Origin of the sequence: Rhizobium jaguaris (assembly GCF_003627755.1) — a bacterium.
Classification (GTDB): Bacteria; Pseudomonadota; Alphaproteobacteria; order Rhizobiales; family Rhizobiaceae; genus Rhizobium; species Rhizobium jaguaris.
The window spans coordinates 1,428,521-1,453,392 of the sequence record NZ_CP032694.1; the positions used below are offsets into that span (position 1 = coordinate 1,428,521).

Genomic DNA, 24,872 nt, shown 5'->3' on the forward strand with positions numbered 1-24,872 from the left:
CGCCAGCTATTCCAGGCCGCGGGTTTTCAGCCACGCCTGCGTCAATTGCCGGAAGCGGCCAGCCATGTCGGCGATCGCTTCCTCGTCGTTCATGCCGCCTGACATCCAGGCGCGTGCCGCATCGGAAAAGATCGTCCGTCCGACGGCGAAACCCTTGACGGAGGGCGCGGCCAGCGTCGCTTCGAAGCTGCGGATCAATTCCTCCGCCGGCGCTTCCAGGCCAAGCAGCACGATACCCCTGCACAATGGATCATTTTTGGCGATCACGGCATCGATTTTTTTCCAGGCCGTCGTCGATTCCTGCGGTTCCAGCTTCCACCAGTCCGGCTTGATGCCAAGTGCGTAAAGCTCTTCCATCGCCGTCGGGATCGTATCGTCGGTAAGCGGTCCGTTCTTGCCGGCGATGATCTCGACCAGCAACTCACGGCCGACCTTGCGGGCTGCTTCGAACAGGGTCCGCAGCTTCTCCTGCTGCTCGGCCTTCAATTCCGCGGGGTCGTCGGGGTGATAGAAGCAGAGGCACTTGATGCAATGGTTGAGCGGCCATTCGGTGAGCTGCGAACCGATATCCTGGCTGAATTCGAATTTCAGCGGTTTCGAGCCCGGCAATTCGACGGGGCGGCCGATCCAGGAGAAATTCTTGGTGGCGGCATCGAAGAATGCATCGCGGCCGAAGCGCTCGTCGATCAGCATGCCATAGCCGTCGCGCCCGCCCGAAACCCGCGCGGCCGCCTCAACCGCAAGCCGCTTGAAGGCAACGATCCTGTCGTGGGCGATGCCCAGCTCGTCGGCGACACTGACGAGCTGCGAACGATGATCGATGGCAAGCGCCATCAATAGCGGGATTTCGCCACGGCGTGTCGTCGCCCAATGGATGTGATTGATCGCCTCATCTTTACGCAGCGCCCGGTGCTTGCTGCCCGTCTTCAGGAAGAAATCGAGTTCGGCCCAGGTCGGATATTCCGGCGAGCAGAGCAGGCGCGAGACCGCGAAGGCGCCGCAGGCATTGGCCCAGGTGGCGCAGGTCTTAAGCGGTTCGTCGCGCAGGAAGCCGCGCAGGAAGCCGGACATGAAGGCATCGCCGGCTCCAAGCACGTTGAATACTTCGATCGGAAAACCCTGGCCGACAATGCCGGCCTCGAGGTCGTCGGAGATCGGGCCGTCATAAACGATGCAGCCCATGGCGCCGCGCTTCAGCACGATGGTTGCCGAAGAAAGGCGGCGGATTTCCTTCAATGCGCCAAGCACGTCATCGGCGCCCGAGGTAATCATGATCTCCTCTTCGGTGCCGACGATCAGGTCGCAATCCGGCAACGTCTCTTTCATCTTCGAGGAGACACGATCCGATTTCACATAACGTTCGAACCCTTCGGCGTGGCCGGCGAGGCCCCAGAGATTCGGCCGGTAATCGATATCGAAGATCACCTTGCGGCCGTTCGCCTTGGCGATGCGGATCGCCTTGTGCTGAGCGGCCTCCGTATTCGGCTTGGAGAAATGCGTGCCAGAAACCAGCACGGCGCGGGAGGACTTGATGAAATTCTCATCGATGTCACCCTCGTCGAGCGCCATGTCGGCGCAGTCGGAACGATAGAAGATCATCGGCGAGACGCCTTCGGCCTCGACCGCCAGCAATACCAGAGCCGTCAGCCTCTCCTTGTCGGTGGCGATCCCCGCCGTCGCGACGCCCTCGCGTGCCGCCTGTTCACGGATGAAACGGCCCATCTGCTCGTCGCCGACGCGGGTGATCAAGCCGGATTTCAAGCCGAGGCGAGCGGTGCCGATGGCGATATTGGCGGGGCAGCCGCCGACGGATTTCGCGAAGGAAGCGATATCCTCCAGGCGTGAGCCGATCTGCTGGCCATAGAGATCAACGGAGGAGCGGCCGATGGTGATCACATCGAGTGTCGGCTCCGGCTGGGCGCCAGGATTGTCGTGTGCCATGATGTCCTCCCGTCTAGGCATGATCCCGATAACTCTTCAGTTTTCGATGAGGTCATGCGTCATTGAAAGTGCCGGCCCGTCTTCGTTTCGTCCGGCTCCGGTAGATATTGCGGTCATCTCCCGTGGCCGCGATTATGATTTAATGAAACATTGGTTCCGTTATTTTGTCAATTCGGAATATTTATTCCATTTTGGTTTTGTGAAATTTTGCAACCGCATCTTTCCTGCGCCGTTCGGCAATGGCGACGGGGAAGGCCATGATGAGAGCCATGGAGGCCGAGAGCGACCGGAAGCCGGCAAAATCAGCCTCAGCCACTTCGAACCAGTGGGTGGCGCAGGCCGTCAGCGGCGAAAAGGCCGAATCGGTAATGGCGATCACCGGCACGTTGCGTGCGGCGAGATCCTGTGCCTGCGCCAAACTGTCGGCGGCATAGGGTGAGAAGCTGGCGGCAATCGCTGCGTCTCTTTCCGTGGCAAACCGGGCAAGCTCGCCATCGATGCCGTTTGGTGAAGCAACGATCTGATGACGGATGTTCAATTTGGAAAAGGCATAGGTCATATGCGCCGTCAGCGGATAGGAGCGGCGCTTGGCGATGAGGTAGATCGTCTCGGCGGCGGCGAGCACATCCACAGCCTTGGCGAACGTATCCGTCTCGATCGTGGCGGCAAGCTTGTTGATCGACTGACTGGCGGCAGAAAGGAAACCGGAGAGAATGCCGGCTTCTTCATCCTCGATGCCGGATTGTTCCAGTGTGATCAGCCGCTCTTCATAACTCAGCGTCCGATCGCGCAGCCTTTCGCGGAAAATGCTCTGCAGGTCGGAGAACCCCTCATAGCCGAGATGATGGGCGAGACGCACGAGCGTTGACGGCTGGACATCTGCTGCAGTGGCGATGCTTGCCGTGGTGCCAAAGGCGATTTCATCCGGATTCCCGAGCGCGAAAGCCGCGATCTGGGCCAGACGTTTCGGCATGGCGTTCTTGCGCTCGATGATAGTGCTGCGCAGACTTTCAAAATCCCGCGGCACCTTGGTTCGCGTTTCGATTCCGTTGTCCATGCCTTTACCCTTTTCGACGCCATGCCCGCCAATGAAACAAATATTCCATATTTTGCACGATAACGGATTTTGAATAGCTCGGCACGATTATTTTTAAGTCAATGAATTTACGGGAATAATTTTCATTCCTCCGATTCTGTGCTGCGATTGATCGGCCCGCCCGCTTGTCAAAACGGTCCAAATATTCCAAAAATCCATGAGAGTTTCGGGAGAAGGCTTGAGGAGGGAAATGCATATGAAGCCGTTGGGCGTCGGATTGATCGGAACCGGCTATATGGGCAAATGCCATGCGCTTGCGTGGAACGCGGTCAAGACCGTCTTCGGTGACGTCGAGCGGCCGCGCCTTGTGCATCTTGCGGAAGCCAATCCCGATTTGGCAAAGGAGCGTGGCGATGAATTCGGCTTCGAAAAGACGACCGCCGACTGGCGCGAGCTGATCGCCGATCCTGAGGTCGACGTCGTCTCCGTCACGACGCCCAATCAATTCCATCCGGAAATGTCGATCGCGGCGCTGCAAGCCGGCAAGCATGTCTGGTGCGAAAAGCCGATGGCGCCTGCCTATGCCGACGCCGAACGCATGTTGAGCGCCGCCAAAGCCTCAGGCAAGGTCGCTATCCTCGGCTATAATTATATCCAGAACCCGGTTATTCGGCATATCAAGGCGCTGATCGGCGAAGGCGCGATCGGCGAGGTCAATCATGTCCGTGTCGAGATGGATGAAGACTTCATGGCCGATCCGGAAGTCTTTTTCTATTGGAAGAGCGAGTTGGCCGGCGGCTATGGCGCGCTCGACGATTTCGCCGTGCACCCGTTATCGCTGCTCTGGTTTCTGTTCGGCCATGTGGAAGCTGTAATCACCGATATGGTGAAGCCTTATGCCGAACGGCCGTTGAAAGAAGGCGGGCGGCGCGCTGTCGAGAACCACGATCTCGCCAATGTGCTGATGCGGCTCGATGGCGGCATTTCCGCGGTGCTGATGGCGAATCGCTCCGCCTGGGGACGCAAGGGCCGCATTGCGCTGCAGATCTTCGGCTCGAAAGGCTCAATCACCTACGACCAGGAGCGCATGAACGAATTCGAGCTTTATCAGGCGGAGGGCAGGGGCAGCGAACAGGGGTTCCGTAAGATCCTCGCAGCACCGGCCCATAGACCCTATGACCGGTTCATCCCGGCGCCCGGCCATGGGCTCGGCTTCAACGACCTGAAGATCATCGAATGCCGCGAGCTGATTCGCGCCATCTCCGGCGATGCGGCGTCGGTCGTGAGTTTCACGGATGGCTTGCGCATCGAGAAGTCGGTTCATGCCATGGCGCAATCGTTCCATGAGCGCCGCTGGGTCGAGATATAGGCCTGAGTTCCGCCCTAATTTTCTCCCGATCTCGGGCGCAAGGTCAGCTATGATTGACGCTTGCAAGGGTAGGCGTTACCCCTGAAATCCGTGAGGGCAACGTCCTATATCAGGATGACGAGCCGCTATAACGATAATGGAGTAAGGATCGTGACGGGCAGATTGGTCATTGTCGGGGCCGGACAGGCCGGTTTCGCGCTTGCAGCCAAATTGCGGGCGCTCGGAGATTTGAGGCCGATCACCATCATTGGCGCGGAGGAAAACCTCCCCTATCAGCGGCCACCGCTTACCAAGAAATACCTTCTCGGGGAGATGGCCTTCGATCGCCTGCTGTTCCGCCCGGAACATTGGTACGCCGACAACAATGTCGAGATTCGCTTGTCTACCTGGGTCGAGCAGATCGACCGGACGGTAAAGCAGGTCGTCACACAGGACGGCTCGGTGCTGGATTATCACACGCTGGTACTGGCAACAGGCGCCGCGCCGCGCCCTCTGCCGCCCTCCGTCGGAGGCGCTCTCGAAGGCGTCTATCTCGCCCGTAACAAGCGCGATGCCGATCAGCTCGCCGGTGAAATGCGTGCGGGCCGCCGTGTCCTCATCATCGGCGGCGGCTATATTGGCCTCGAAGCGGCGGCAGTTGCCCGCCACCGCGGCCTCGAAGTCACGCTCATCGAAATGGCCGACAGGATCCTGCAGCGCGTCGCCGCCAAGGAGACGGCAGACATCATGCGGGCGATTCACAGACAACACGACGTCGTCATCCGCGAAAAGACCGGCCTCAAGCAACTCGTCGGCAAGAATGGCCATGTCGTTGCCGCCGAATTGTCGGATGGCTCCAGCATCGACGTCGATTTCGTCGTCGTCGGCATCGGCGTCGCTCCGAATGACCAGCTCGCCAAAGAAGCGGGACTGGAAGTCGGCAACGGCATCATCGTCGATTCCTTTGCCCGCACCTCCGATCCCTCCATCTTCGCCGTGGGCGATTGTGCCGAGCTGCCCTGGGACGGCGGCCGCATCCGTCTCGAATCGGTACAGAACGCCGTCGACCAGGCCGAAGCCGCAGCCGCAATCATTGCCGGCGGCGATGAGGCCTATGATCCGAAGCCATGGTTCTGGTCGGATCAATATGATGTGAAATTGCAAATCGCTGGCTTCAACCTTGGCTATGACGAAACCCTTCTGCGCCCCGGAACCCGCGAGGGATCGGCTTCGGTCTGGTATTTCAAGAAGGGCCGTTTCATCGCCGTTGACGCCATCAATGACGCGAAGGCCTATGTGACCGGCAAGAAGCTGCTGGAAACCGGCACCAGCCCGGACAAGGCCGTTCTGGCCGACCCCGCCGCAGACCTTAAGCAATTGCTGGCTTAACGGAACTGCTGGCAGGCTATCTGGTTCTTCCCGCAGGATGCGCGCATTGCCTAATGCAGGGAGAACGTGCACGGAGGCGAAAAAGCGCTTGCGTCGATAAATGATTGGCCGTATCAGGGCCGCACCGGAGAGGTGGCCGAGTGGTCGAAGGCGCTCCCCTGCTAAGGGAGTATACGTCAAAAGCGTATCGTGGGTTCGAATCCCATCTTCTCCGCCATCCTATTTCGCGTCGCGGACGCGCTAATTCCCCCGCTATCGATATCTTCCGCGATTTCTTAGATCCGTCCGCTGCCGATTCTCTTTTTGTCATCCCGCTGCAATCTTGCGGGCGGATAGTCGGTAACGACCGATTCTCCGTCGAATCGGTCGCAGCAGAATCACTTGCTGGCGATGTGGTGCTGAGTGATGAGAGTGGATTTGGCTTGCTCCGCGCCGCTGGTGGCTGTTTTTGAAATGGCGAGCATGACGTTGCGGAACCCATGAAATTGCCCTGAATCGGCCATTATGACGGCTGATCTAGTCTCCACGTCATCAATTAAAACCGGCCTGTAAGTGCTGGTACCGTAACGGCTTTCTTAACAAAATATAAATAAATGCGATGTCCGTGTGGCGGACTTGTGTCCTTTCGGCAACAGGACTTAGCGAAGGCTCATGTAAATCCCCCTTTCCGATAAGATGTAGATTGCGTGACAGTTCGCGTCTTGTATTTTCAATCTCGGAAGCAAGGGCGATTGATCGTCCACTTCTTGAAACACGAGGATGGGGCAGGGAATGCCTTCGGGTAGTTCTCATTCTCGATTGAAACTTTGACTGGAGGTCAATAATGAACATCAAGAGCCTTCTTCTCGGCTCCGCTGCTGCTCTTGCAGCAGTATCCGGTGCTCACGCGGCTGACGCTGTTGTTGCCGCTGAGCCGGAGCCGCTCGAATACGTTCGCATCTGCGACGCATACGGTGCAGGCTATTTCTTCATTCCGGGTACCGAAACCTGCCTTAAGATCGGCGGCAAGGTGCGTACGGAAGGCCAGTGGGGCGACGCTTATGGCAATCATGGCGGGGCTGGTAACTGGGACTTCGGCACGCTGTGGCATACCCGTGCTGAGTTGAACATCAACACCGCGACCGACACTGAATACGGTCCGTTGAAGACGAACACCATCCTTCGTTGGGATTGGCAGGAAGGCGGCTCCACGGGCACGAACCTTCTGTGGGCGTACATCAGCCTCGGCGGCTTCAGCGTCGGCAAGCAGGACTCCTGGTACAACCAGTTCGTTGGTTACGCCGGCGACGTCATCAACGACGACGTGATCTATGATGGTCCGTACGAACTCAACCAGATCACCTACAACTATGACGCCGGCAACGGCTTCACGGCTGTGGTCTCGGTCGAAGATTCCAACTCCGCTTCGGACATTTCCACCTACGGCGGTGCTTGGGAGCAGTCCAGGGCCAACCACTACGCTCCGAACGTTGTTGCTGGTGCTGGCTACAAGGCCGGTGCATGGTCCATCAAGGTCGTCGGTGGTTATGACTCCATCGTCGAAGAAGGCGCCATCAAGGCTCGTCTCGACGCTGACTTCGGCGTATTCTCGGCCTTCTTGATGGGCGGCTGGAACACGGACGGCTCCAAGCTGAACCAGTATGCTGGCTCGAACCTGGATTCGTCAGCTTGCACGCACTCGGACGGCACCATTCATGGCGCAGACTGCGGCTGGGGCGACTGGGCAGTTTGGGGTGGCGTTGGCGTTCCGATCAACGACAAGCTGAAGTGGAACCTGCAGCTCGCTTACACCGACTCCAAGATCTTCGCCGCTACGACGAACATCAAGTGGAACCCGGTTAAGAACCTGCTCATCGAGCCGGAAGTATCCTACACCAACTGGGATTCGATCGGCCAGGACGAGTGGGCTGGTATCCTCCGTTTCGAGCGCAACTTCTAATCTGATTTGACCTCGGTCAAAATCTGATTGTCACGTCAGTGACGAAAAGCCCGGCTTTCGAGCCGGGCTTTTTGCTTCTGGGCAATCGCGTCCAGCTATGGCATATCGCGCAAAAGTGCACGGAGGTTTTGCGATAATGATATGCGCAAAATCAGGAGCCTGAAGCGCAAGGACGGATCCCAAAGAGCGCGATGCGCTTTAAGAGGGTATAGGAAAGATGGCGTCCCGTTTCCTTTGAGTTAGAGTATTCTAATTAAGAATAGTTTTGCAACTTAAGTATTTTCGAAAGTAACTTAAAGTATAGTTCAATATTGAACATGACGATCATGTGACAATTTTGCGACGTGATTTTTGTGCAACGCGAAATTCGAAACAATCGTCACATATGATTATAGTTTGTCTCTGATATTGCTCTAAAAATTTCGATCTGTAGTTTCCCAAATCGGAAGCAAGGCTTAGCGTCTTGGTTCTCCCAGATCAGGGGTCAACTTTGAACACAAGGTGGGGTAGGGCACGTCGTTTTTCGGCGCGAATTCTCATACCTAATCGATATTTAGAACTGGAGTTATTATGAACATCAAGAGCCTTCTTCTCGGCTCCGCTGCTGCGCTGGCAGCAGTTTCCGGTGCTCATGCGGCTGACGCTATTGTTGCTGCCGAGCCGGAGCCGCTTGAATACGTTCGCATCTGCGACGCATATGGCGCTGGCTACTTCTTCATTCCGGGCACCGAAACCTGCCTTAAGGTTGGCGGCATGGTTCGTACCGAAGGTGAATGGTATAACGCTTACAATCCGGGCCCGAAGGGCGATCGCGGCACCTTCTGGCACACCCGCGCTCAGCTTTCCATCGACACGGCATCGGACACCGAATACGGTTCGCTGAAGACGGACACCGTCTACCGTTTCGACTGGTCTGAAGGCGGCTCCACGACCCCGAAGCTGCTGTGGGCTAACATCAGCCTCGGCGGTTTCCTGGTTGGTAAGCAGGACTCGCAGTACAACCTGTTCACCGGTTACGCCGGCGACGTCATCAACGACGACGTGATCTGGGACGGCCCGTACGAACTCAACCAGTTGACCTACAACTACGACGCCGGCAACGGCTTCACGGCTGTCGTCTCGCTCGAAGACTCCAACTCCGGTTCGGATTCGTCTTCCTTCGGCGGCGCTTGGGTTCAGTCCAAGCAAAACCACTATGCTCCGAACGTCGTAGCCGGTGCTGGCTACAAGGCTGGCGCTTGGCAGTTCCGCGTCGTCGGTGGTTATGACTCCATCGTCGAAGAAGGCGCTGTGAAGGCTCGTGTCGACGCCAACTTCGGCGCCTTCTCGGCCTTCCTGATGGGCGGCTGGAACACGGATGGCTCCAAGCTGAACCAGTATGCCGGCTCGAACCTGGACCCGTCGGCTTGCCCGGCTGACCGTGGCGATCTCTGCGGCTGGGGTGACTGGGCTGTTTGGGGTGGCGTTGGCTATAAGATCAGCGACCAGCTGAAGTGGAACGTCCAGCTCGCCTACACCGACTCGAAGATCTTCGAAGCCACGACGAACCTCAAGTTCAACCCGGTTAAGAACCTGCTCGTCGAGCCGGAAGTTACCTACACCAACTTCGATTCTGTGAACCAGGATCAGTGGGCTGGTATCCTCCGCTTCCAGCGCAGCTTCTAATTCGGTTCGCCGAATCGAATTGGACGTCGTCATACTCTGATCAGACCTCCGATCAGAAGAGGATTGGCCCGGTTTTCCCAACCGGGCCTTTTCTTTTTTACGCTGCGCCTTCTAACGATGCGTGCAATTCAAATCGTCGCCAGGAAATGCTGGATTGCAGCCGGAATATCCCAAAGGTGCAGAATCGGAGCATGTCCTTGCCCCACGGCAATTTTTGCCGCCATGCCCGGATGCCGCTTTCCCATCTCCTCGAGGGTAGCTGTCGTGAGCAGTTTCGAATTCTCTCCGCGAATCACCATCAACGGTATGTTCTGAAAGGCCTCGAACTGCGGCCAGAGATCCGGGATAGGAGCTTCAAGATCGAGGGACTCCATTTGTGCGGCAACGGCGGGATCGAAATCCGCAACGACTTTGCCATCAGTGGTGGCATAGATCGCCCGCGCCATGTCGCGCCAATCGTCTTCCGCAAGCGCCGTGAAGCTGCGACCATGATTTTCCTGCAGAATTTCGACGGCCTCGTCCCAATCCGTCGGCTTCTTGCCGCGGTTCAGATAGTCGCGGATATCGGCAAGCCCATCCTTTTCGAGAACGGGACCGATGTCGTTGAGAATGACTGCCTTCAGAACATCAGGTTGGCTGGCCGCCAGCAGATGCAGGACAAGACCACCGCGCGACGTGCCGATGAAGATAGCCTTCGGAATATCCAGCGCGGCGCATGTTGTGAGCACGTCCTGAGCCTCGACCGCGAGGTTATAGTGGCTCTTGTCGTCGTCCCAGGCCGACGAGCCGCGCCCGCGGGCGTCGAGAGTAATCACCCTGCGCGGTGCGGTTGAGTCACGCGACAAAAGCAGTGCCAACTGATGGAAATCCCGCGAATTGCGGGTCAGACCAGGTAAGCAGACGATCGGCGGCAGGTTTGACGTCACTGAATTGCCGCCGCTGTAATCGCGTGCATAGAGCCTTAGCCCGTCCGGTGCCGAGATAGTTCTGACAACAAAGCCGCTTTCATCGTCACTGCTCATGGATAACCCCTCGTGGTGAATAGCATTTCACGAGGGATGTAACGCCATTTTAGCGTTTCAAACAATCGCACTTGCCGACACAGAGATCAGCCGCGTCCGTAAATCAGATCGTGCTCGATATCAGTCTTCTGGCCGAGCCGGGCCTTGTAGACCTGATAATTTTCCATGACGCGCTGGACATAGTTGCGCGTTTCGGGGAAGGGGATGCGCTCGATCCAGTCGACGACATCGTCGATCGATTTGCCGCGCGGGTCGCCGTAACGGCTGATCCACTCCGGAACCTTGTTCGGGCCGGCATTGTAGGCAATGAAGGTCAGAATATAGGAGCCGCCGAAGGCGTCGATCTGTTCGCCGAGATAATGGGCGCCGAGTGTGGCGTTGTAGCCGGCATCCTGCGTCAGCTTGTCCGCGGAATAGGCCATGCCATGACGGCCGGCGACCGCCTTGGCCGTCTTCGGCAGAAGCTGCAGCAGGCCGCGCGCGTTGGCGGCGGAAACCGCTGCCGGGTTGAAGGCGCTTTCCTGCCGGGCGATTGCGTAGGCGAGCGCCTTGCCGGAGCCGGAGATATTGGCATTGTCCGGAATGACGCCGATCGGGAAGGCGAGCGCTGCAACATCGACACCGCGGCCATAGGCGATCTTGCCGACCTGAAGGGAAAGCTGGTGATTGCCGGAGCGTTCGGCCCGCGCCGCCAGCATGGCGATCTCGCCGGGGCTCTGCAATTGTTTGGCCAGCGCTCGATAAAGGGCGTCGGCCCGCCAGCCGTGACCTGCCGCTTCGAGATGCGCGATGGCCTCGACGGCTTCGCGGGATTGGAAGCGCTGCCGGTCCTCGGTCGTTGCGGAGGGGTACCTGACATTCAGCGTCCGCCGGCCCAGTTTCTCTGCGGAGAGCTGGCCATAAAACGTGGCCGGATAAGAGGCGGCCTTGGTGTAGAAATCCTCAGCCTTGCCCGGACCGCCGGCTTCTGCGGCGCGCCCGAGCCAGTACCAGGCGCGCGATTGCGAGATCGGACCGTTCGATACCTGCAGGATCTTACGGAAATGTGCTTCAGCCGTCGCACCGTCCTGCAGCCCGCGCAGGGCATACCAGCCGGCGTGGAATTCTGCCTCACCGACATCCTGTGGATTGTCCGCGACGCTGGCATCGACGATGCGGTAGGCGGTCTTGAATTCACCTTGATCCACCAGGCCGCGGCTGACGATGCGCTGCTCATCCCACCATTGGCTGGCATTGATGAGCGCGCCACGGTCGCGCGGCATTTGCATCAGAAGGTTGGCGGCATCGTCATATTTGTCCTGACGGCGCAGGTTCTCGATCCGCATGAAAAGATAGGCGGGGTCGTTTCGCCATTGCGGATCCATATTGGCAAGCAGTGTTCCGGCATTGGCCGAATGATTGTTGACCGCCGCCCAAGTTTTGTAGAGCGATAGCGCCCTTCCGAGGTCACCGAAACGCTTGGCCTGCGCGGTGCGGCCGCGATAGAGCAGATAGTCCATGCGCGCCTTGTGATCGGCCGGTGACAGGAGACCGGAGAATTCGGCAAGGATCTTGTCTTCGAAGGACTTGTCCAGCCCCTCATTGCGCCAGATCTTGCGGATGAGCTTGGCGGCTTGCGCCGAAGCACCCCGCGAAACCAGCGCACGTGATAGGATGACCGCGCCTTCCGGGGTTTCCGGCTGCGTATTGCCGAAGGCGGCAAGCACTTGATCGGCCGGCGGATTTTCAGTGTAAAGCGCGCGTTCGGAATTGCCGCGCAGGCTGGCGAGACCCGGCCAGCCGGCGAGTTCGCGCGCGGCCGCGGCGATTTCGCCGGAGGGAACGCCGGGTTGGCCCGAGGTGGCGATCGCCCAGGTCAGAATGTGACGGTCAAGTGTGCCCTGGCCCATGCTGTTGCGAATGGCGAGCGCTTGCAGCGGGTTCTTGTTGGAGAGAGCATCAAGGCCGGCTTTAAGGTCGCCACTAACGGGCGCGATGGCGGAGCCGCGCGGTATAGACCCGGTGCTTAACGGATCCGGCATGGTCATTGCGACGTCGGTCGTCTCTGGGGTCGATGTCTGTTCGCCGGGAAGTTGCGAGGCAAAAGTGCCCCATGCGACCGCCACGCCCACAGCGGCCAAGATCATGACAGGTCTTTTCATCCGGCTACTCACAACAAAAAACAGGCCCCCTCCATTTGCCGAATTTTATATTAACGAAACCTTAGCGTTGGCCCGAATTTCAATCAATTATGATATCGGAAACTGCCCTTTACCATCGAAAGCGCGCTTGTCGCCGTCAAGTGAGCGCTTTATGGTGCGCGGATTCATAACCATGGATTGCGGCTGAAGCATGAAAGCGGCGCCGCGAGGAGACTTGCATGTTCCAGGGGTCCATTCCCGCACTCGTCACGCCCTTCACAGACGCCGGCAAGGTGGATGAAGCGTCCTTTGCTTCCCACGTCGACTGGCAGATCAAAGAGGGCAGCAGCGGGCTTGTTCCCGTCGGCACGACGGGTGAATCTCCGACCCTGTCGCATGATGAGCACAAACGGGTTGTCGAGCTTTGCATCGAAGTGGCGGGCAAGCGCGTTCCGGTCATGGCCGGCGCCGGCTCCAACAATACCCGGGAGGCGATCGAGCTTGCCCAGCATGCCGAAAAGGTCGGCGCCAACGCAGTTCTGGTCGTCACGCCCTACTACAACAAGCCGACGCAGAAGGGGCTCTACGCACATTTTTCGGCCATCGCCGAAGCGGTGAAGCTGCCGATCTATATTTACAATATCCCCGGCCGCTCGGTCGTCGACATGACGCCGGAGACGATGGGCGCACTGGCCAAGGCGCATGCAAATATCGTTGGCGTCAAGGATGCGACCGGCAAAATCGAGCGGGTTTCCGAACAGCGCATCACCTGCGGCCATGACTTTCGCCAGCTTTCCGGCGAGGACGCGACAGCGCTTGGCTTCAATGCTCATGGGGGTCTCGGCTGCATCTCGGTGACGGCCAATGTCGCGCCGCGTCTCTGTGCAGAATTTCAGGCGGCGACGCTTGCCGGCGACTATGCCAAGGCGCTGGACTACCAGGACCGCCTGATGCCGCTGCATAAGGCAATCTTCCTGGAGCCGGGCCTTTGTGGCGCGAAGTACGGCCTTTTCCGTTTAGGCCGCATGAGCCGCAACGTGCGCTCGCCACTGCTTTCGACGCTGGAGCCGAGCACGGAAGCGGCGATCGATGCCGCCATGCGCCACGCCGGTGTCCTGAACTGACGGTACGCAAACGCACTCGCGAATCTTCTGACGCGACCGCTCTCTTCACAAGGAGAGCGGTCTCGCTTATTTAAGGTTTGACATCTTGGCGCGCCGACGGCCGCTGCCGGAATTGACGCACGAAAAAGAAGAAGAACCATGGCACCCAAAGGCAGCCAACGCGTGGTGAAGAAGATCGTCGCGGAAAACCGCAAGGCGCGCTTCAACTACGAGATCATCGACACCTATGAGGCAGGACTCGTGCTGAAAGGCACCGAGGTCAAGTCGTTGCGCGAAGGCAAGGCCAATATCGCCGAATCCTATGCCTCCGACGAGGACGGCGAGATCTGGCTCATCAATTCCTATCTGCCGGAATATCTACAAGCGAACCGCTTCAATCACGAGCCGCGCCGTCGTCGTAAACTGTTGCTCTCAGGTCGCGAGATCGGCCGATTGCGCTCGGCCGTAAACCGCGAAGGCATGACGCTGATCCCGCTGAAGATCTATTTCAACGACAGCGGCCGCGCCAAGCTGGAACTGGCGCTCGCCAAGGGCAAGAAGATCCACGACAAGCGCGAATCCGAGAAGGAACGCGACTGGAACCGGCAGAGGAGCCGGCTTCTAAAGGATAATGGGTGAGAAGCGGTCGGGCAAAGCCCGAGCAATCGATCCAGTGAATCGATTGCAGCGACGAACGCCGTGAGCCAAAGCGAAGGGCCGGCTGCTGCGGCGAACGCGGAACGCTAGCCAACGATCACAGCCGTCAGTGAATCGATTGCAATGACGAGCGCCCGGAACCTTAGCAAGGGACGGGCGGTGCGGCGAACAGGGAATGTACCTGCAGCAGTCCCAGATTACTCTTCGACATCCGCAGCGGCGGGAGTCGCTTCGACGGGACGCTGTGGACGCTCGGAGGGGTCGCGGCCGATTTCGGCCTTCAGCGACACGAGGTCGATGAAGTGATCGGCCTGACGGCGCAGGTCGTCCGCGATCATCGGCGGCTGGGTCGCCATGGTGGAGATGACGGACACCTTGCGCCCGCGACGCTGCAGCGCTTCCACCAGCGTGGTAAAATCGCCGTCGCCGGAGAAGATCACAAGATGATCGACAGTTTCCGATTGCTCCATGGCATCGATCGCCAGCTCGATATCCATGTTGCCCTTGATCTTGCGGCGGCCCATGGAGTCGGTGAATTCCTTCGCCGGCTTGGTGATGACCTTGTAGCCGTTGTAGTCTAGCCAATCGATCAGGGGGCGGATCGAAGAATATTCCTGATCCTCGATAAGAGCGGTGTAATAATAGGCTCGCAGCAAATATCCGCGCTTCTGAAAGGCCTTGAGCAGCTTACGATAATCGATATCAAAACCGAGGCTTTTTGAAGCGGCGTAAAGATTGGCGCCGTCTATAAAAAGTGCAATTTTTTCGCGTGGATCGAACATCGCTTACATATCCATTGTTACCATAACGCAATTACTTTTACTCAAAATGCAGTCAAAACAATGTCTTGTATGACGCCCAAGAATAATCCGCATTACTTTATGAATTATTCATATAAACGAGATTTAGGGCACGATTCGCGATATTCCAAGCAACCTATAGTTGAATGCGCAACTTGTCTAATGAATTTTAGCGCATTGTAGGGGGATTGGCAGCCCTGAAGCAGGAAAAACTTGAATTTGCCATCGTTTGCTTGTATCGGGCGTGTTACTCCGAGACATGATGAAGACATCACGACCGCAAAGGACAGGCAATGGCCCGTGTCACAGTAGAAGATTGCATTGATAAAGTAGAAAACCGGTTCGAGCTGGTGCTGCTCGCGAGCCACCGTGCCCGCCTGATTTCACAGGGTTCGTCGATCACTATCGATCGCGACAACGACAAGAACCCGGTCGTTGCGTTGCGCGAAATCGCCGATGAAACGCTGTCTCCCGATGACCTGAAGGAAGACCTAATCCATTCGCTGCAGAAGCACGTCGAAGTCGACGAGCCCGAGCCCGATCCGGCAAGCCTCCTGGCTGCCGGCGCCGCCGCTTCGGCTTCGGGTGACGAGGAAGAAGATCTGCCGGAAGCCGTCACCTTCGATCAGATGTCGGAAGAAGAGCTTCTCGCCGGCATCGAAGGCCTTGTTCCGCCGGAAAAAAGCGACGATTACTAATCGTCAAGCTTGATGCTCTAACCAAGAGCGATATGATGAAGTGATGCGTGCGCCGGTCGTATGACTGGCGCGCTTTTATTTTGCGGGAGTAGCTTGGGAATGATGCGGCAATACGAGCTTGTCGAGCGTGTGCAGAAATACAAGCCCGATGCCAATGAAGCACTTCTCAACAAGGCCTATGTTTATGCGATGCAGAAGCATGGGCAGCAGAAGCGTGCCAGCGGCGATCCCTATATTTCCCATCCCCTCGAAGTTGCCGCCATCCTGACCGACATGCGTCTGGATGAATCGACGATCGCCGTCGCCCTCCTGCATGACACGATCGAAGACACCACCGCGACGCGCGCCGAAATCGACGAGTTGTTCGGCGAGGATATCGGCCGCCTTGTGGAGGGGCTGACCAAGATCAAGAAGCTTGATCTCGTCACCAAAAAGGCGAAGCAGGCGGAAAATCTCCGCAAGTTGCTGCTTGCCATTTCCGACGACGTCCGCGTGCTCCTGGTCAAACTGGCCGACCGCCTGCACAATATGCGGACGCTCGACCATATGTCGCCGGAAAAGCGCGCCCGCATTTCTGAAGAGACGATGGAAATCTATGCGCCGCTTGCCGGCCGCATGGGTATGCAGGATATGCGCGAGGAGCTCGAGGAGCTGTCCTTCCGCCACATCAATCCCGAGGCGCACGATACGGTCACCAAGCGCCTCGAAGAGCTGTCGCGGCGCAATGAAGGTCTGGTAAAGAAGATCGAGACAGAACTGCGCGACCTGCTGGTGGCAAACGGTCTCGCCAACGCCATGGTCAAGGGCAGGCAGAAGAAGCCTTATTCGGTCTTCCGCAAGATGCAGTCGAAGTCGCTTTCCTTCGAGCAGCTCTCCGATGTCTATGGTTTTCGCCTCCTCGTCGACGACGTTCCGTCCTGCTATCGCGCACTCGGCATCGTGCATACGCGCTGGCGTGTCGTGCCTGGCCGGTTCAAGGATTATATCTCGACGCCGAAGCAGAACGATTACCGCTCGCTGCATACCACCATCGTTGGTCCATCCAGCCAGCGCATCGAGCTGCAGATCCGCACCAAGCGCATGCATGAAATCGCCGAGTTCGGCATCGCCGCCCACACGCTCTACAAGGACGGCACCAACAACAATGGCGATGGTGAGCTGCTGTCGCGCGAAAGCAATGCCTATTCCTGGCTGCGCCATACCATCGAGGCGCTGGCGGAAGGCGACAGCCCCGAAGAATTCCTCGAACATACCAAGCTTGAACTGTTCCAGGATCAGGTCTTCTGCTTCACGCCGAAGGGCAAACTGATCGCGCTGCCGCGCGGTGCCACGCCGATCGATTTCGCCTACGCCGTTCACACCAATATCGGCGACACCACGGTTGGCGCCAAGATCAACGGCCGCATCATGCCGCTGGTGACGCGCCTGACCAATGGCGACGAAGTCGAGATCATCCGCTCCGGCGTGCAGGTGCCGCCCGCCGCCTGGGAAGAGATCGTCGTGACCGGTAAGGCCAGAGCCGCCATCCGCCGCGCCACGCGATTGGCCATCCGCAAGCAATATGCCGGCCTCGGCCACCGCATCCTGGAGCGCACCTTCGAGCGCGCCGGCAAGGTTTTCTCGCGCGAGGCGCTGAAGCCGGCGCTGCACCGCCTCGGCCAGAAAGATGTGGAGGATGCGATCGCCGCTGTCGGGCGAGGGGAGATGTCGTCGCTCGATGTATTGCGCGCCGTCTACCCCGATCATCAGGACGAACGTGTCACGGTCAAGCCTGCCGGCGACGAAGGCTGGTTCAATGTCCGCAGCGTCGCGGGCATGATCTTCAAGATCCCTGGCAAGACCAAGGCCGATCTCGCTGCCAGTGTCGATGGGGTGGATGCCCTGCCGATCCGTGGTTTGGCAGCGGATGTCGAGGTGCATTTCGCTCCGACCGGTGCCGTACCTGGTGACCGCATCGTCGGTATCATGGAAAAGGCCAGGGGCATCACCATCTATCCGATCCAGTCGCCGGCACTGCAGCGTTTCGACGACCAGCCGGAGCGGTGGATCGACGTGCGGTGGGATCTCGACGAGGCCAACAAGTCACGCTTCGCCGCCCGTATTCTGATCAATGCGCTGAACGAACCGGGCACGCTTGCCAAGGTGGCGCAGACGGTCGCCGACATCGACGTCAACATCCGCGTTCTGAACACGGTGCGCGTCGCTGCCGACTTTACGGAGATGGCGCTGGATGTCGAAGTCTGGGACCTGCGTCAGCTCAATCAGCTCTTGGTGCAGCTGAAAGAGCTCGATTGCATCGCCACCGTAAAGCGGCTTTACGAATAATTATCCTTGGTAACAGCATCGATCCGGTGCGAGTTGCATATTTTGTGATCATTTTGTGACCAAATTTGCCTATCTCTGTGTCTAGCCATGCGTCAATCGCATGGCTGCGTGTATTTTAGAGCGGTGGTAATTAACCTTTGTCACGCCTATCTTCTGATCATCGAAGAAACGAAACAGAGAAGAGAGAAGACAATGTTTGGTCCTATCAAGAAATTCGCCCGTGCTTTGCGCGTTCCGAGTGCTGAAGAACGTGAACTGGCCTATTTGAATGGCTCGCACGACCGCTTTGACCTTGAATATCGTCAGCGCCAAGTCGATCGCGGCATGTTCCGCCAGCGTTAAACGCTGACAATACTTTTAAAATGGAATGGGCGCGCATGTTGCAGCGCCCTTGGAGCGTCCCGCTGAAAGCAGGCAGGATGTTCCGCATAAAAAACTAGAGCAGGCTTTTGCGGTTCTGTGAACACGCGGTCGCTCCAGGGCGCATAGGCGCCGCGGCTGGATAATCAGCGCATGATACGCTTCGCCGCTCTTGTCATGACGGCACTGGGTGCACTAGATAAGCCGCATGTTATTTCGTCGCAGAAAACCACTGACGTTGAAGGAAAAACTGCGGGATCATCTTTGGCCCCGTAAAGGTTTCATTCGCTCGTTCCAATATTTCGGAAAGCGCCTGGTGCGTCTTGCCGCTTCGCCGCATTCGGTGGCTGCCGGCTTTGCTGCGGGCATCGTCGTTTCCTGGACCCCGTTCATTGGCGTGCATTTCGTCATGGCGATCATCATTGCCTATCTCGTCGGTGGCAATGTGGTCGCGGCAGCACTCGGCTGTCTGGCTGCAGGCAATCCCATCACCTATCCCTTCATCTGGGGCTTTACCTGGGAAATCGGTCATCTGATCCTAGCGCGCGACAGCGGCGGCCAAGGTGGCGGCATCGATCTGCCTGCGCTCTGGCATAAGGGTGATCTCATGCAGATTTGGGACCCAGTCCTGAAGCCGATGCTGATCGGCGGCGTTCCGCCGGCAATCGTCACGGGCATCATCGCCTATGCGTTGACCTATTACGGGGTGAAGAGCTTCAAGACCCGTCGCAAGGCGCGGCTGATGGAGCGGGCGCGCGAGCGCCTGGCCCTTGCTGACAACGCATCGAGCGTCTGACGGAACGCGACATCGCCGCGGCCGGCTGGAGGGCCTTCTCATGATCATCGGGATAGGCAGCGACCTCATCGACATTCGCCGCGTCGAAAAGTCGATCGAACGCTTCGGCACACGGTTCACGGAGCGCTGTTTCACCGATATCGAGCGCGCCAAGTCCGAAGGGCGCAAGAACAAGGCTGCATCATATGCCAAGCGCTTCGCCGCCAAGGAAGCCTGCTCCAAGGCGCTTGGCACGGGCCTGGCGCAGGGCGTATTCTGGCGTGACATGGGTGTCGTCAACCTGTCGAGCGGCAAGCCGACGATGCAGTTGACCGGCGGCGCGGCCAAAAGGCTGGCGGCGTTGGTGCCGGAAAATCACCGCGCTGCCATTCATTTGACGATAACCGATGATTTCCCTCTCGCTCAAGCCTTCGTGATTATCGAGGCACTGCCGATTGCGGGCTGAATGACGATCATGTGTCGCTTTTAATATCTGTGCCATTGCCGCCGTGGTATGAAGCGGATAGAGAGTGCCTGAAAGTAAAGTGCGCCGGTGGGGTGCGAAAAAGGAATAAGACTGCGTGTCCGAGAAAGCCGAAAAACAGCAGAATGTCCTGTGGGAAAACTTCAAGGTCATAGTACAGGCTCTGGTCCTGGCTATGATCATCCGCACAGTACTGTTTCAACCTTTTACCATTCCGTCCGGCTCGATGATGCCGACGCTTCTTGTCGGCGACTATATCTTCGTCAACAAGTTCGCCTACGGTTATTCGAAATATTCGCTGCCTTTCTCGCCGGATCTGTTCAGCGGGCGTATCTTCGGCAGCGAACCGAGGCGCGGCGATGTCGTGGTCTTCCGCTTCCCGCCGAACCCGGACGTCGACTATATCAAGCGTGTTATCGGCCTGCCGGGCGATCGTATTCAGGTGAAGAACGATATCCTTTACATCAACGGTCAGGCTGTTCCGCGGCAACCGCACGGCACCTTCGCATCGGACTACAGCCAGGAGCCCGGCGACGATATTCCCGTTTACAGCGAGCGCCTGCCGGACACTGGCAAGGTCTACGATACGCTGGACCTTTCGCCGAACTCGCGCGGTGACAACACGCAGGAATATGTCGTGCCGCCGGGCAACTACTTCATGATGGGCGACAACCGCGACAATTCCGACGACAGCCGTTTCGATGTCGGTTATGTGCCGGCTGAGAACCTGATCGGGCGCGCCAGCGTCATTTTCTTCTCGCTCGGACACGACACCTCGTTCCGCGAAATCTGGAAATGGCCGACCAACATGCGTTGGGATCGCCTCTTTAAGGTTGTCGAATGACGAAAACGCAGACGCTCCAGCAGGCAGATCGTGTCAGGCTTGAAGCCGCAATAGGCCACGAATTCGCCGAGAAGGGGCGCCTCGACTGGGCTCTGACGCATGCCAGCGCCCGAACGCACAAGGCCGGCAATTACGAGCGGCTGGAATTTCTCGGCGATCGGGTTCTCGGCCTGTGCATCGCCGAACTGCTTTTCCAGACTTTCGGTGCGGCGACCGAGGGTGAGCTCTCGGTGCGCCTTAACCAGTTGGTCAGTGCCGAGACCTGCGCGGAAGTCGCCGACGAGATGCAGTTGCATCTCTTCATCCGCACCGGCGCCGATGTGAAGAAGTTGACCGGCAAGCGCATGCTGAACGTGCGTGCCGATGTCGTCGAAAGCCTGATTGCGGCGCTCTATCTCGATGGCGGCCTCGAAGTGGCGCGCAAGTTCATTTTGCGCTACTGGGAGCGCCGCGCCATCCGCCCCGATGGTGCAAGGCGCGACGCCAAGACGGAATTGCAGGAATGGGCGCATGCGAAATTCGGTGTCACACCCGTTTACAGGGTTGATGACCGCAGCGGACCGGATCATGATCCCCGCTTCACGGTGACGGTGGAAGTGGCCGGAACCGCGCCAGAGACCGGTATTGAACGCTCCAAACGCGCCGCCGAGCAGGTGGCTGCGACACGGATTTTGGAGCGCGAAGGCGTATGGCAGCTCCAGCCTGCTCAAAAATGACTGCCTAGAGCAATTCCAGGAAAAGTGCGAAGCGGTTTTCCGTCCGGAATTGCGTAAAAACAAAGGGTAGAGCGGGAAAGCGATTCCATGAAACGCTGAACCGCTCTAGAAATGACGGAAAAGATGACCAATCAGGAAGACATGGCCGCCGGCGAAGGCGCGGCTGAAAACATCAGCCCGACGCATTCCGGCTTCGTGGCTCTTATCGGCCCGACCAATGCCGGCAAGTCGACGCTCGTCAACCGCCTCGTCGGCGCCAAGGTGTCGATTGTCAGCCACAAGGTGCAGACGACGCGCGCCATCGTGCGCGGCATCGCCATCCATAATAATGCACAGATCGTCTTCATGGATACGCCCGGCATCTTCAAGCCGCGCCGGCGCCTCGACCGCGCGATGGTGACGACCGCCTGGGGCGGCGCCAAGGATGCGGATCTTATCATGCTGCTGATCGACAGCGAGCGGGGAATACGCGGCGATGCTGAAGCTATCCTCGAAGGACTGAAGGAAGTTTCGCAGCCGAAAATCCTTGTTCTGAACAAGATCGACCGCGTTCGCCGCGAAGACCTGCTGGCGCTTGCCGCTGCCGCCAACGAGAAGATCACCTTCGAGCAGACCTTCATGATTTCGGCCGAAAACGGTTCGGGCTGCGACGATGTGATGGACTATCTGGCAAAGACCCTGCCGGAAGGCCCCTGGTATTATCCCGAGGACCAGATTTCCGACCTGCCGATGCGCCAGCTTGCAGCGGAAATCACCCGCGAAAAACTGTTCCTGCGCCTGCATCAGGAATTGCCCTATTCCTCGCATGTCGAGACGGAGAAATGGGAGGAGCGCAAGGACGGTTCGGTGCGCATCGAGCAAGTGATCTATGTCGAGCGCGAAAGCCAGAAGAAGATCGCCCTCGGCAAATCAGGCGAAACGATCAAGGCGATCTCGACCGCCTCGCGCAAGGAACTGTCCGAAATTCTCGAGCAGCCGGTGCACCTCTTCCTCTTCGTCAAGGTGCGGGAGAACTGGGGCGACGATCCAGAACGCTTCCGTGAGATGGGGCTTGAGTTTCCGCGCTGACGGAACAGTTTCCCGTTGACTGTCTGACCTCTCGACAGCCGCTGGTAGATGGCGCCCTTCGGCGCGACGATTTTTCTCAAGGGCGCCTACAGCGCCCACCTCTTCCCGATTCTTTCAGACTGGGGCTTTCACTACGTTGAAAAAGCTCTCGGAACGCGGACTGATCCGCCGTCACGAGCGCGGTTGCGACGTGCTGAACGGCGAAGGACTTGCCGAACTCGCCGCATGGGCAGGGCTCGATTCGGGCAGACGGTCATTCATCTGATGTTCGATATTGACACGGACTACCCATGTCTTTTTTAAATGATAGCGAATGCTGTATCAGCATGAACTACATTCGCCGTCACTTTTCGACCAGTTTCACCTTTTACTAACCGCAGCGGCAAAAGCGATTGGAGCATGATGACGAGCCCATAGTGCCGCCGGGTGAAAAGTGCGAAGCGGGTTTAGGCAAGGTCATGTGACATGAGATCTAGCCAACACGGATGGGGGAATACCATCCATTCAACACGGGCCGATGATTGGCGCCGGAGGGATAGATGTGGGAATGTTTACGGGGCACCGCGCCGTTTGGCGTACGGACGCGGGGATGGCGCTGATATGACGGTTCAGCGCGTTCTCATTTTGGAAGACAATCTGATCATTGCGATGGAGGCGGAGGAAATCCTTCGTCTTGTCGGGGTCGAGCAGGTGGAAATCGCCTCGAACTTGGAGCAGGCGGTCAATGCCATTCATACCGAGCGTTATGATTTTGCGATGCTGGATGTCAATTTGGGGGATTCGATGAGTTTCGGTTTCGCCCGGTTGCTGGCAGGGCGCGGCATCGCCTTCGGCTTCGTCAGCGGTTACCCTGATACGCTCGACTTCCCACACGATATGCGGCACGTGCCGTTGCTCAACAAGCCCTTCGATGAAGCGGCCATGCGGGCATTCGTCGACAAGCTGGCGTCGATTAGCAGCCTGTCAAGCGACCAGTAGAGCCGATCGTCTCCCATGTGACAGCGCCTGCCGTTTGTCCTAAACTCGAATCACGACATTCTGCGGGATAAACCGGCCGATGCAGTGGCAGGATCAGGCGATCATTTTGGGCATCAAGCGCCTCGGCGAGACAAGCGTCGTCGCCGAGGTGATGACGCGTGATCGTGGCCGACATATGGGATTGGTGCGCTCCGGCCGATCGCGCGCCATGCAGCCTGTGCTGCAGGCGGGCAATCTGGTCGAAGTGACGTGGCGGGCGCGGCTGCATGAGCATCTCGGCGAGTTCCGCATCGAGCCGGTGCGGTTGCGGGCGGCACGGCTGATGGAAACGGCGACCGCCGTCTATGGCGTGCAGGCCATGGGGGCGCTGCTGCGCCTGCTGCCTGAACGCGATCCCCATCCGCATCTCTACGATGCACTCGATATCATTCTGGAAAACCTGCAGAACCCCATGGACGCCGGCGAGCTGTTCGTCCGCTTCGAGCTGGCGGTGCTCAACGATCTCGGTTTCGGCCTTGATCTGACCGCGTGTGCCGCGACGGGCGTGCGCGACGACCTCGCCTTCGTTTCACCGAAGACCGGACGTGCCGTCTGCCGTACCGCCGGTCTGCCTTGGGCCGACAAGATGCTGGCGCTGCCGCCCTTCCTTGCCGCCGGCGCCGTCGAAGCGGCGGATTGTGAAAGCCTCGCCGCCGCCTTTCGCCTGACTGGCTTCTTCCTGCATCGCCATGTCTACGAGCCGCGCGGCATCGAGATCGCCGCTGCGCGTGACGGGTTCATCCAGGCGGCGTTGAAAGCGCTGACTGCGGCGTCCTTGGAAATGCCGCAGGAGCGGCCGACCATTGCCGCCAAAAGATAGAGCATGATCCGAAAGGATCATGCTCCAAGGCGTGATTCCGAGCGCTGGCGTCAAACAGCCATATTCGATGCCGCTGACATCACTTCCCGAGGGGCGGGAATGCCGAACATATGGCGGCCAGACTCCTCCACTTCCGTGAAACACCACCGGATGACGCCGTCCCGATCGAGCAGGAATTCGCCGACGAGTTGACCTTCGCCGGTGGCGATCATGTGCTTGTCATCCTCGGTGAATTCATAGCCGTCCGCTTTGTCGAGGAACTCCATCGCCGCCATCGGGTCCATCGGCTGGGGAAGCTCATCCGGCATCTCGACGCGCATCGACCGCACCGTCTTCATGCCCACCTTGCGTGGCCAGTCAGTCTCGTCTTCGGTGAACTGGACATTCGGCAGGCCGAAAGCTCTGTGCGATACCCGTTCCGGATCTGAAGCGGCCAGCAGATTGGGAAGCGGATGGTAGCGGAAATAGAGGCGGGCACGGTCGATCGGCGTGTTGACGACGGTCAGGCTGTCGATGCCTTTTTCCTGCAACGCACCAGTGAGCTCGGACATGGCGGCGATCTGCCGGCGACAGAAGGGACAATGCAGCCCGCGGAACAATCCGACAAGCACCGGCTTCTGGCCGCGAAAATCGTCGATGGCTATCTTGCCCTGGCGGGTAATCGCATCCAGCACGACGTTCGGCGCGCGATCTCCAGGCTGCAATGGTCTTTCGGCGTGGTTCTCCGGCATCTTTCGTTCCTCCC

Annotated in this window: 22 protein-coding genes, 1 tRNA gene and 1 pseudogene; 18 read left to right on the forward strand and 6 right to left on the reverse strand. The window is 58.5% G+C overall.

Features of this window, described 5'->3' with window-relative positions; translation table 11 throughout:
- Positions 1 to 6: 6 nt before the first annotated feature.
- Together CCGE525_RS06960 and CCGE525_RS06965 are read right to left on the reverse strand one after the other, a co-directional pair.
- Positions 7 to 1,941, reverse strand: coding sequence for a bifunctional 5-dehydro-2-deoxygluconokinase/5-dehydro-2-deoxyphosphogluconate aldolase (locus CCGE525_RS06960; RefSeq protein WP_120703653.1), 1,935 nt, complete (start codon positions 1,939 to 1,941; stop codon positions 7 to 9).
- Between the two features lie 181 nt (positions 1,942 to 2,122).
- Positions 2,123 to 2,998 carry a MurR/RpiR family transcriptional regulator gene (locus tag CCGE525_RS06965; RefSeq protein ID WP_120703654.1) on the reverse strand — a complete coding sequence of 292 codons (876 nt, stop codon included), beginning with the start codon at positions 2,996 to 2,998 and terminating at the stop codon, positions 2,123 to 2,125.
- 235 nt (positions 2,999 to 3,233) lie between these two features.
- Here CCGE525_RS06965 and CCGE525_RS06970 point away from each other — a divergent pair, with 235 nt between their 5' ends.
- From CCGE525_RS06970 to CCGE525_RS06990, 5 genes are all read left to right on the forward strand, one after another.
- Positions 3,234 to 4,346 (forward strand): Gfo/Idh/MocA family protein, encoded by a 1,113-nt coding sequence (locus CCGE525_RS06970; protein WP_120703655.1) that lies wholly within the window; start codon positions 3,234 to 3,236, stop codon positions 4,344 to 4,346.
- Positions 4,347 to 4,496: 150 nt separating this feature from the next.
- The gene (locus CCGE525_RS06975) at positions 4,497 to 5,714 is read left to right on the forward strand and encodes an NAD(P)/FAD-dependent oxidoreductase (RefSeq protein ID WP_120706299.1); all 1,218 of its coding nucleotides are present in this window, start codon (positions 4,497 to 4,499) and stop codon (positions 5,712 to 5,714) included.
- Between the two features lie 126 nt (positions 5,715 to 5,840).
- Positions 5,841 to 5,931 (forward strand) — tRNA-Ser (locus CCGE525_RS06980).
- A 606-nt stretch (positions 5,932 to 6,537) separates the two neighbouring features.
- A complete protein-coding gene (locus CCGE525_RS06985) occupies positions 6,538 to 7,653 on the forward strand; it encodes a porin (RefSeq protein ID WP_120703656.1) in 1,116 nt (371 codons plus the stop codon).
- Between the two features lie 570 nt (positions 7,654 to 8,223).
- Positions 8,224 to 9,318, forward strand: coding sequence for a porin (locus tag CCGE525_RS06990; protein ID WP_120703657.1), 1,095 nt, complete (start codon positions 8,224 to 8,226; stop codon positions 9,316 to 9,318).
- A gap of 128 nt (positions 9,319 to 9,446) precedes the next feature.
- Here CCGE525_RS06990 and CCGE525_RS06995 read toward each other — a convergent pair whose 3' ends face one another.
- Both CCGE525_RS06995 and CCGE525_RS07000 read right to left on the reverse strand, forming a co-directional pair.
- On the reverse strand, positions 9,447 to 10,340 hold the full coding sequence (locus CCGE525_RS06995) for an alpha/beta fold hydrolase (protein WP_120703658.1): 894 nt from the start codon (positions 10,338 to 10,340) through the stop codon (positions 9,447 to 9,449).
- An 86-nt stretch (positions 10,341 to 10,426) separates the two neighbouring features.
- Complete coding sequence (locus CCGE525_RS07000; protein ID WP_120703659.1) at positions 10,427 to 12,481, reverse strand: lytic transglycosylase domain-containing protein; 2,055 nt, start codon at positions 12,479 to 12,481, stop codon at positions 10,427 to 10,429.
- Positions 12,482 to 12,699: 218 nt separating this feature from the next.
- Here CCGE525_RS07000 and dapA point away from each other — a divergent pair, with 218 nt between their 5' ends.
- Positions 12,700 to 13,584 carry a 4-hydroxy-tetrahydrodipicolinate synthase gene (gene dapA, locus CCGE525_RS07005; protein ID WP_120703660.1) on the forward strand — a complete coding sequence of 295 codons (885 nt, stop codon included), beginning with the start codon at positions 12,700 to 12,702 and terminating at the stop codon, positions 13,582 to 13,584.
- Between the two features lie 138 nt (positions 13,585 to 13,722).
- Entirely contained in the window at positions 13,723 to 14,202 is a 480-nt protein-coding gene (gene smpB, locus CCGE525_RS07010) for an SsrA-binding protein SmpB (RefSeq protein ID WP_120703661.1), read from the forward strand.
- Between the two features lie 215 nt (positions 14,203 to 14,417).
- Here smpB and CCGE525_RS07015 read toward each other — a convergent pair whose 3' ends face one another.
- Positions 14,418 to 15,002 (reverse strand): LabA-like NYN domain-containing protein, encoded by a 585-nt coding sequence (locus CCGE525_RS07015; protein ID WP_120703662.1) that lies wholly within the window; start codon positions 15,000 to 15,002, stop codon positions 14,418 to 14,420.
- A 311-nt stretch (positions 15,003 to 15,313) separates the two neighbouring features.
- On the opposite strand from CCGE525_RS07015, the gene rpoZ reads away from it, so the two are divergent.
- The 11 genes and pseudogenes from rpoZ to recO all read left to right on the forward strand — a co-directional run bounded on the left by rpoZ (position 15,314) and on the right by recO (position 24,127).
- Positions 15,314 to 15,718 (forward strand): DNA-directed RNA polymerase subunit omega, encoded by a 405-nt coding sequence (gene rpoZ, locus CCGE525_RS07020; protein ID WP_120703663.1) that lies wholly within the window; start codon positions 15,314 to 15,316, stop codon positions 15,716 to 15,718.
- A gap of 99 nt (positions 15,719 to 15,817) precedes the next feature.
- Positions 15,818 to 18,043, forward strand: coding sequence for a RelA/SpoT family protein (locus CCGE525_RS07025; RefSeq protein WP_120703664.1), 2,226 nt, complete (start codon positions 15,818 to 15,820; stop codon positions 18,041 to 18,043).
- 192 nt (positions 18,044 to 18,235) lie between these two features.
- Positions 18,236 to 18,385, forward strand: coding sequence for a DUF3563 family protein (locus CCGE525_RS07030; RefSeq protein WP_120703665.1), 150 nt, complete (start codon positions 18,236 to 18,238; stop codon positions 18,383 to 18,385).
- A gap of 226 nt (positions 18,386 to 18,611) precedes the next feature.
- On the forward strand, positions 18,612 to 19,199 hold the full coding sequence (locus tag CCGE525_RS07035; protein ID WP_120703666.1) for a DUF2062 domain-containing protein: 588 nt from the start codon (positions 18,612 to 18,614) through the stop codon (positions 19,197 to 19,199).
- Between the two features lie 40 nt (positions 19,200 to 19,239).
- A complete protein-coding gene (gene acpS / locus CCGE525_RS07040; RefSeq protein ID WP_120703667.1) occupies positions 19,240 to 19,644 on the forward strand; it encodes a holo-ACP synthase in 405 nt (134 codons plus the stop codon).
- Positions 19,645 to 19,759: 115 nt separating this feature from the next.
- Positions 19,760 to 20,506, forward strand: a complete 747-nt coding sequence (gene lepB / locus CCGE525_RS07045; protein WP_120703668.1) for a signal peptidase I — start codon at positions 19,760 to 19,762, stop codon at positions 20,504 to 20,506.
- Positions 20,503 to 21,222 (forward strand): ribonuclease III, encoded by a 720-nt coding sequence (rnc, locus tag CCGE525_RS07050; protein WP_120703669.1) that lies wholly within the window; start codon positions 20,503 to 20,505, stop codon positions 21,220 to 21,222. Before lepB ends, rnc begins: the two co-directional genes overlap by 4 nt.
- A gap of 123 nt (positions 21,223 to 21,345) precedes the next feature.
- Positions 21,346 to 22,290 carry a GTPase Era gene (era, locus tag CCGE525_RS07055; RefSeq protein ID WP_120706300.1) on the forward strand — a complete coding sequence of 315 codons (945 nt, stop codon included), beginning with the start codon at positions 21,346 to 21,348 and terminating at the stop codon, positions 22,288 to 22,290.
- 133 nt (positions 22,291 to 22,423) lie between these two features.
- Positions 22,424 to 22,555 (forward strand): annotated as a pseudogene (locus tag CCGE525_RS39545) (Crp/Fnr family transcriptional regulator); the annotation flags it as partial.
- A 335-nt stretch (positions 22,556 to 22,890) separates the two neighbouring features.
- Positions 22,891 to 23,268: a response regulator gene (locus CCGE525_RS07060; RefSeq protein WP_120703670.1), complete on the forward strand. Its 378-nt coding sequence runs from the start codon at positions 22,891 to 22,893 to the stop codon at positions 23,266 to 23,268.
- Positions 23,269 to 23,347: 79 nt separating this feature from the next.
- The gene (recO, locus tag CCGE525_RS07065) at positions 23,348 to 24,127 is read left to right on the forward strand and encodes a DNA repair protein RecO (RefSeq protein ID WP_120703671.1); all 780 of its coding nucleotides are present in this window, start codon (positions 23,348 to 23,350) and stop codon (positions 24,125 to 24,127) included.
- A 50-nt stretch (positions 24,128 to 24,177) separates the two neighbouring features.
- Here recO and CCGE525_RS07070 read toward each other — a convergent pair whose 3' ends face one another.
- The gene (locus CCGE525_RS07070) at positions 24,178 to 24,858 is read right to left on the reverse strand and encodes a peroxiredoxin-like family protein (protein ID WP_120703672.1); all 681 of its coding nucleotides are present in this window, start codon (positions 24,856 to 24,858) and stop codon (positions 24,178 to 24,180) included.
- Between the last annotated feature and the right edge of the window lie 14 nt (positions 24,859 to 24,872).

What these genes read in the sequence shown, in the direction of transcription:
- CCGE525_RS06960 (WP_120703653.1), bottom strand. Translation starts at nt 1,941, where the DNA reads ATGGCACACGACAATCCTGGCGCCCAGCCGGAGCCGACACTCGATGTG.
- CCGE525_RS06965 (WP_120703654.1), bottom strand. Translation starts at nt 2,998, where the DNA reads ATGGACAACGGAATCGAAACGCGAACCAAGGTGCCGCGGGATTTTGAA.
- CCGE525_RS06970 (WP_120703655.1), top strand. Translation starts at nt 3,234, where the DNA reads ATGAAGCCGTTGGGCGTCGGATTGATCGGAACCGGCTATATGGGCAAA.
- CCGE525_RS06985 (WP_120703656.1), top strand. Translation starts at nt 6,538, where the DNA reads ATGAACATCAAGAGCCTTCTTCTCGGCTCCGCTGCTGCTCTTGCAGCA.
- CCGE525_RS06990 (WP_120703657.1), top strand. Translation starts at nt 8,224, where the DNA reads ATGAACATCAAGAGCCTTCTTCTCGGCTCCGCTGCTGCGCTGGCAGCA.
- CCGE525_RS06995 (WP_120703658.1), bottom strand. Translation starts at nt 10,340, where the DNA reads ATGAGCAGTGACGATGAAAGCGGCTTTGTTGTCAGAACTATCTCGGCA.
- CCGE525_RS07000 (WP_120703659.1), bottom strand. Translation starts at nt 12,481, where the DNA reads ATGAAAAGACCTGTCATGATCTTGGCCGCTGTGGGCGTGGCGGTCGCA.
- dapA (WP_120703660.1), top strand. Translation starts at nt 12,700, where the DNA reads ATGTTCCAGGGGTCCATTCCCGCACTCGTCACGCCCTTCACAGACGCC.
- smpB (WP_120703661.1), top strand. Translation starts at nt 13,723, where the DNA reads ATGGCACCCAAAGGCAGCCAACGCGTGGTGAAGAAGATCGTCGCGGAA.
- CCGE525_RS07015 (WP_120703662.1), bottom strand. Translation starts at nt 15,002, where the DNA reads ATGTTCGATCCACGCGAAAAAATTGCACTTTTTATAGACGGCGCCAAT.
- rpoZ (WP_120703663.1), top strand. Translation starts at nt 15,314, where the DNA reads ATGGCCCGTGTCACAGTAGAAGATTGCATTGATAAAGTAGAAAACCGG.
- CCGE525_RS07025 (WP_120703664.1), top strand. Translation starts at nt 15,818, where the DNA reads ATGATGCGGCAATACGAGCTTGTCGAGCGTGTGCAGAAATACAAGCCC.
- CCGE525_RS07030 (WP_120703665.1), top strand. Translation starts at nt 18,236, where the DNA reads ATGTTTGGTCCTATCAAGAAATTCGCCCGTGCTTTGCGCGTTCCGAGT.
- CCGE525_RS07035 (WP_120703666.1), top strand. Translation starts at nt 18,612, where the DNA reads ATGTTATTTCGTCGCAGAAAACCACTGACGTTGAAGGAAAAACTGCGG.
- acpS (WP_120703667.1), top strand. Translation starts at nt 19,240, where the DNA reads ATGATCATCGGGATAGGCAGCGACCTCATCGACATTCGCCGCGTCGAA.
- rnc (WP_120703669.1), top strand. Translation starts at nt 20,503, where the DNA reads ATGACGAAAACGCAGACGCTCCAGCAGGCAGATCGTGTCAGGCTTGAA.
- era (WP_120706300.1), top strand. Translation starts at nt 21,346, where the DNA reads ATGACCAATCAGGAAGACATGGCCGCCGGCGAAGGCGCGGCTGAAAAC.
- CCGE525_RS07060 (WP_120703670.1), top strand. Translation starts at nt 22,891, where the DNA reads ATGACGGTTCAGCGCGTTCTCATTTTGGAAGACAATCTGATCATTGCG.
- recO (WP_120703671.1), top strand. Translation starts at nt 23,348, where the DNA reads ATGCAGTGGCAGGATCAGGCGATCATTTTGGGCATCAAGCGCCTCGGC.
- CCGE525_RS07070 (WP_120703672.1), bottom strand. Translation starts at nt 24,858, where the DNA reads ATGCCGGAGAACCACGCCGAAAGACCATTGCAGCCTGGAGATCGCGCG.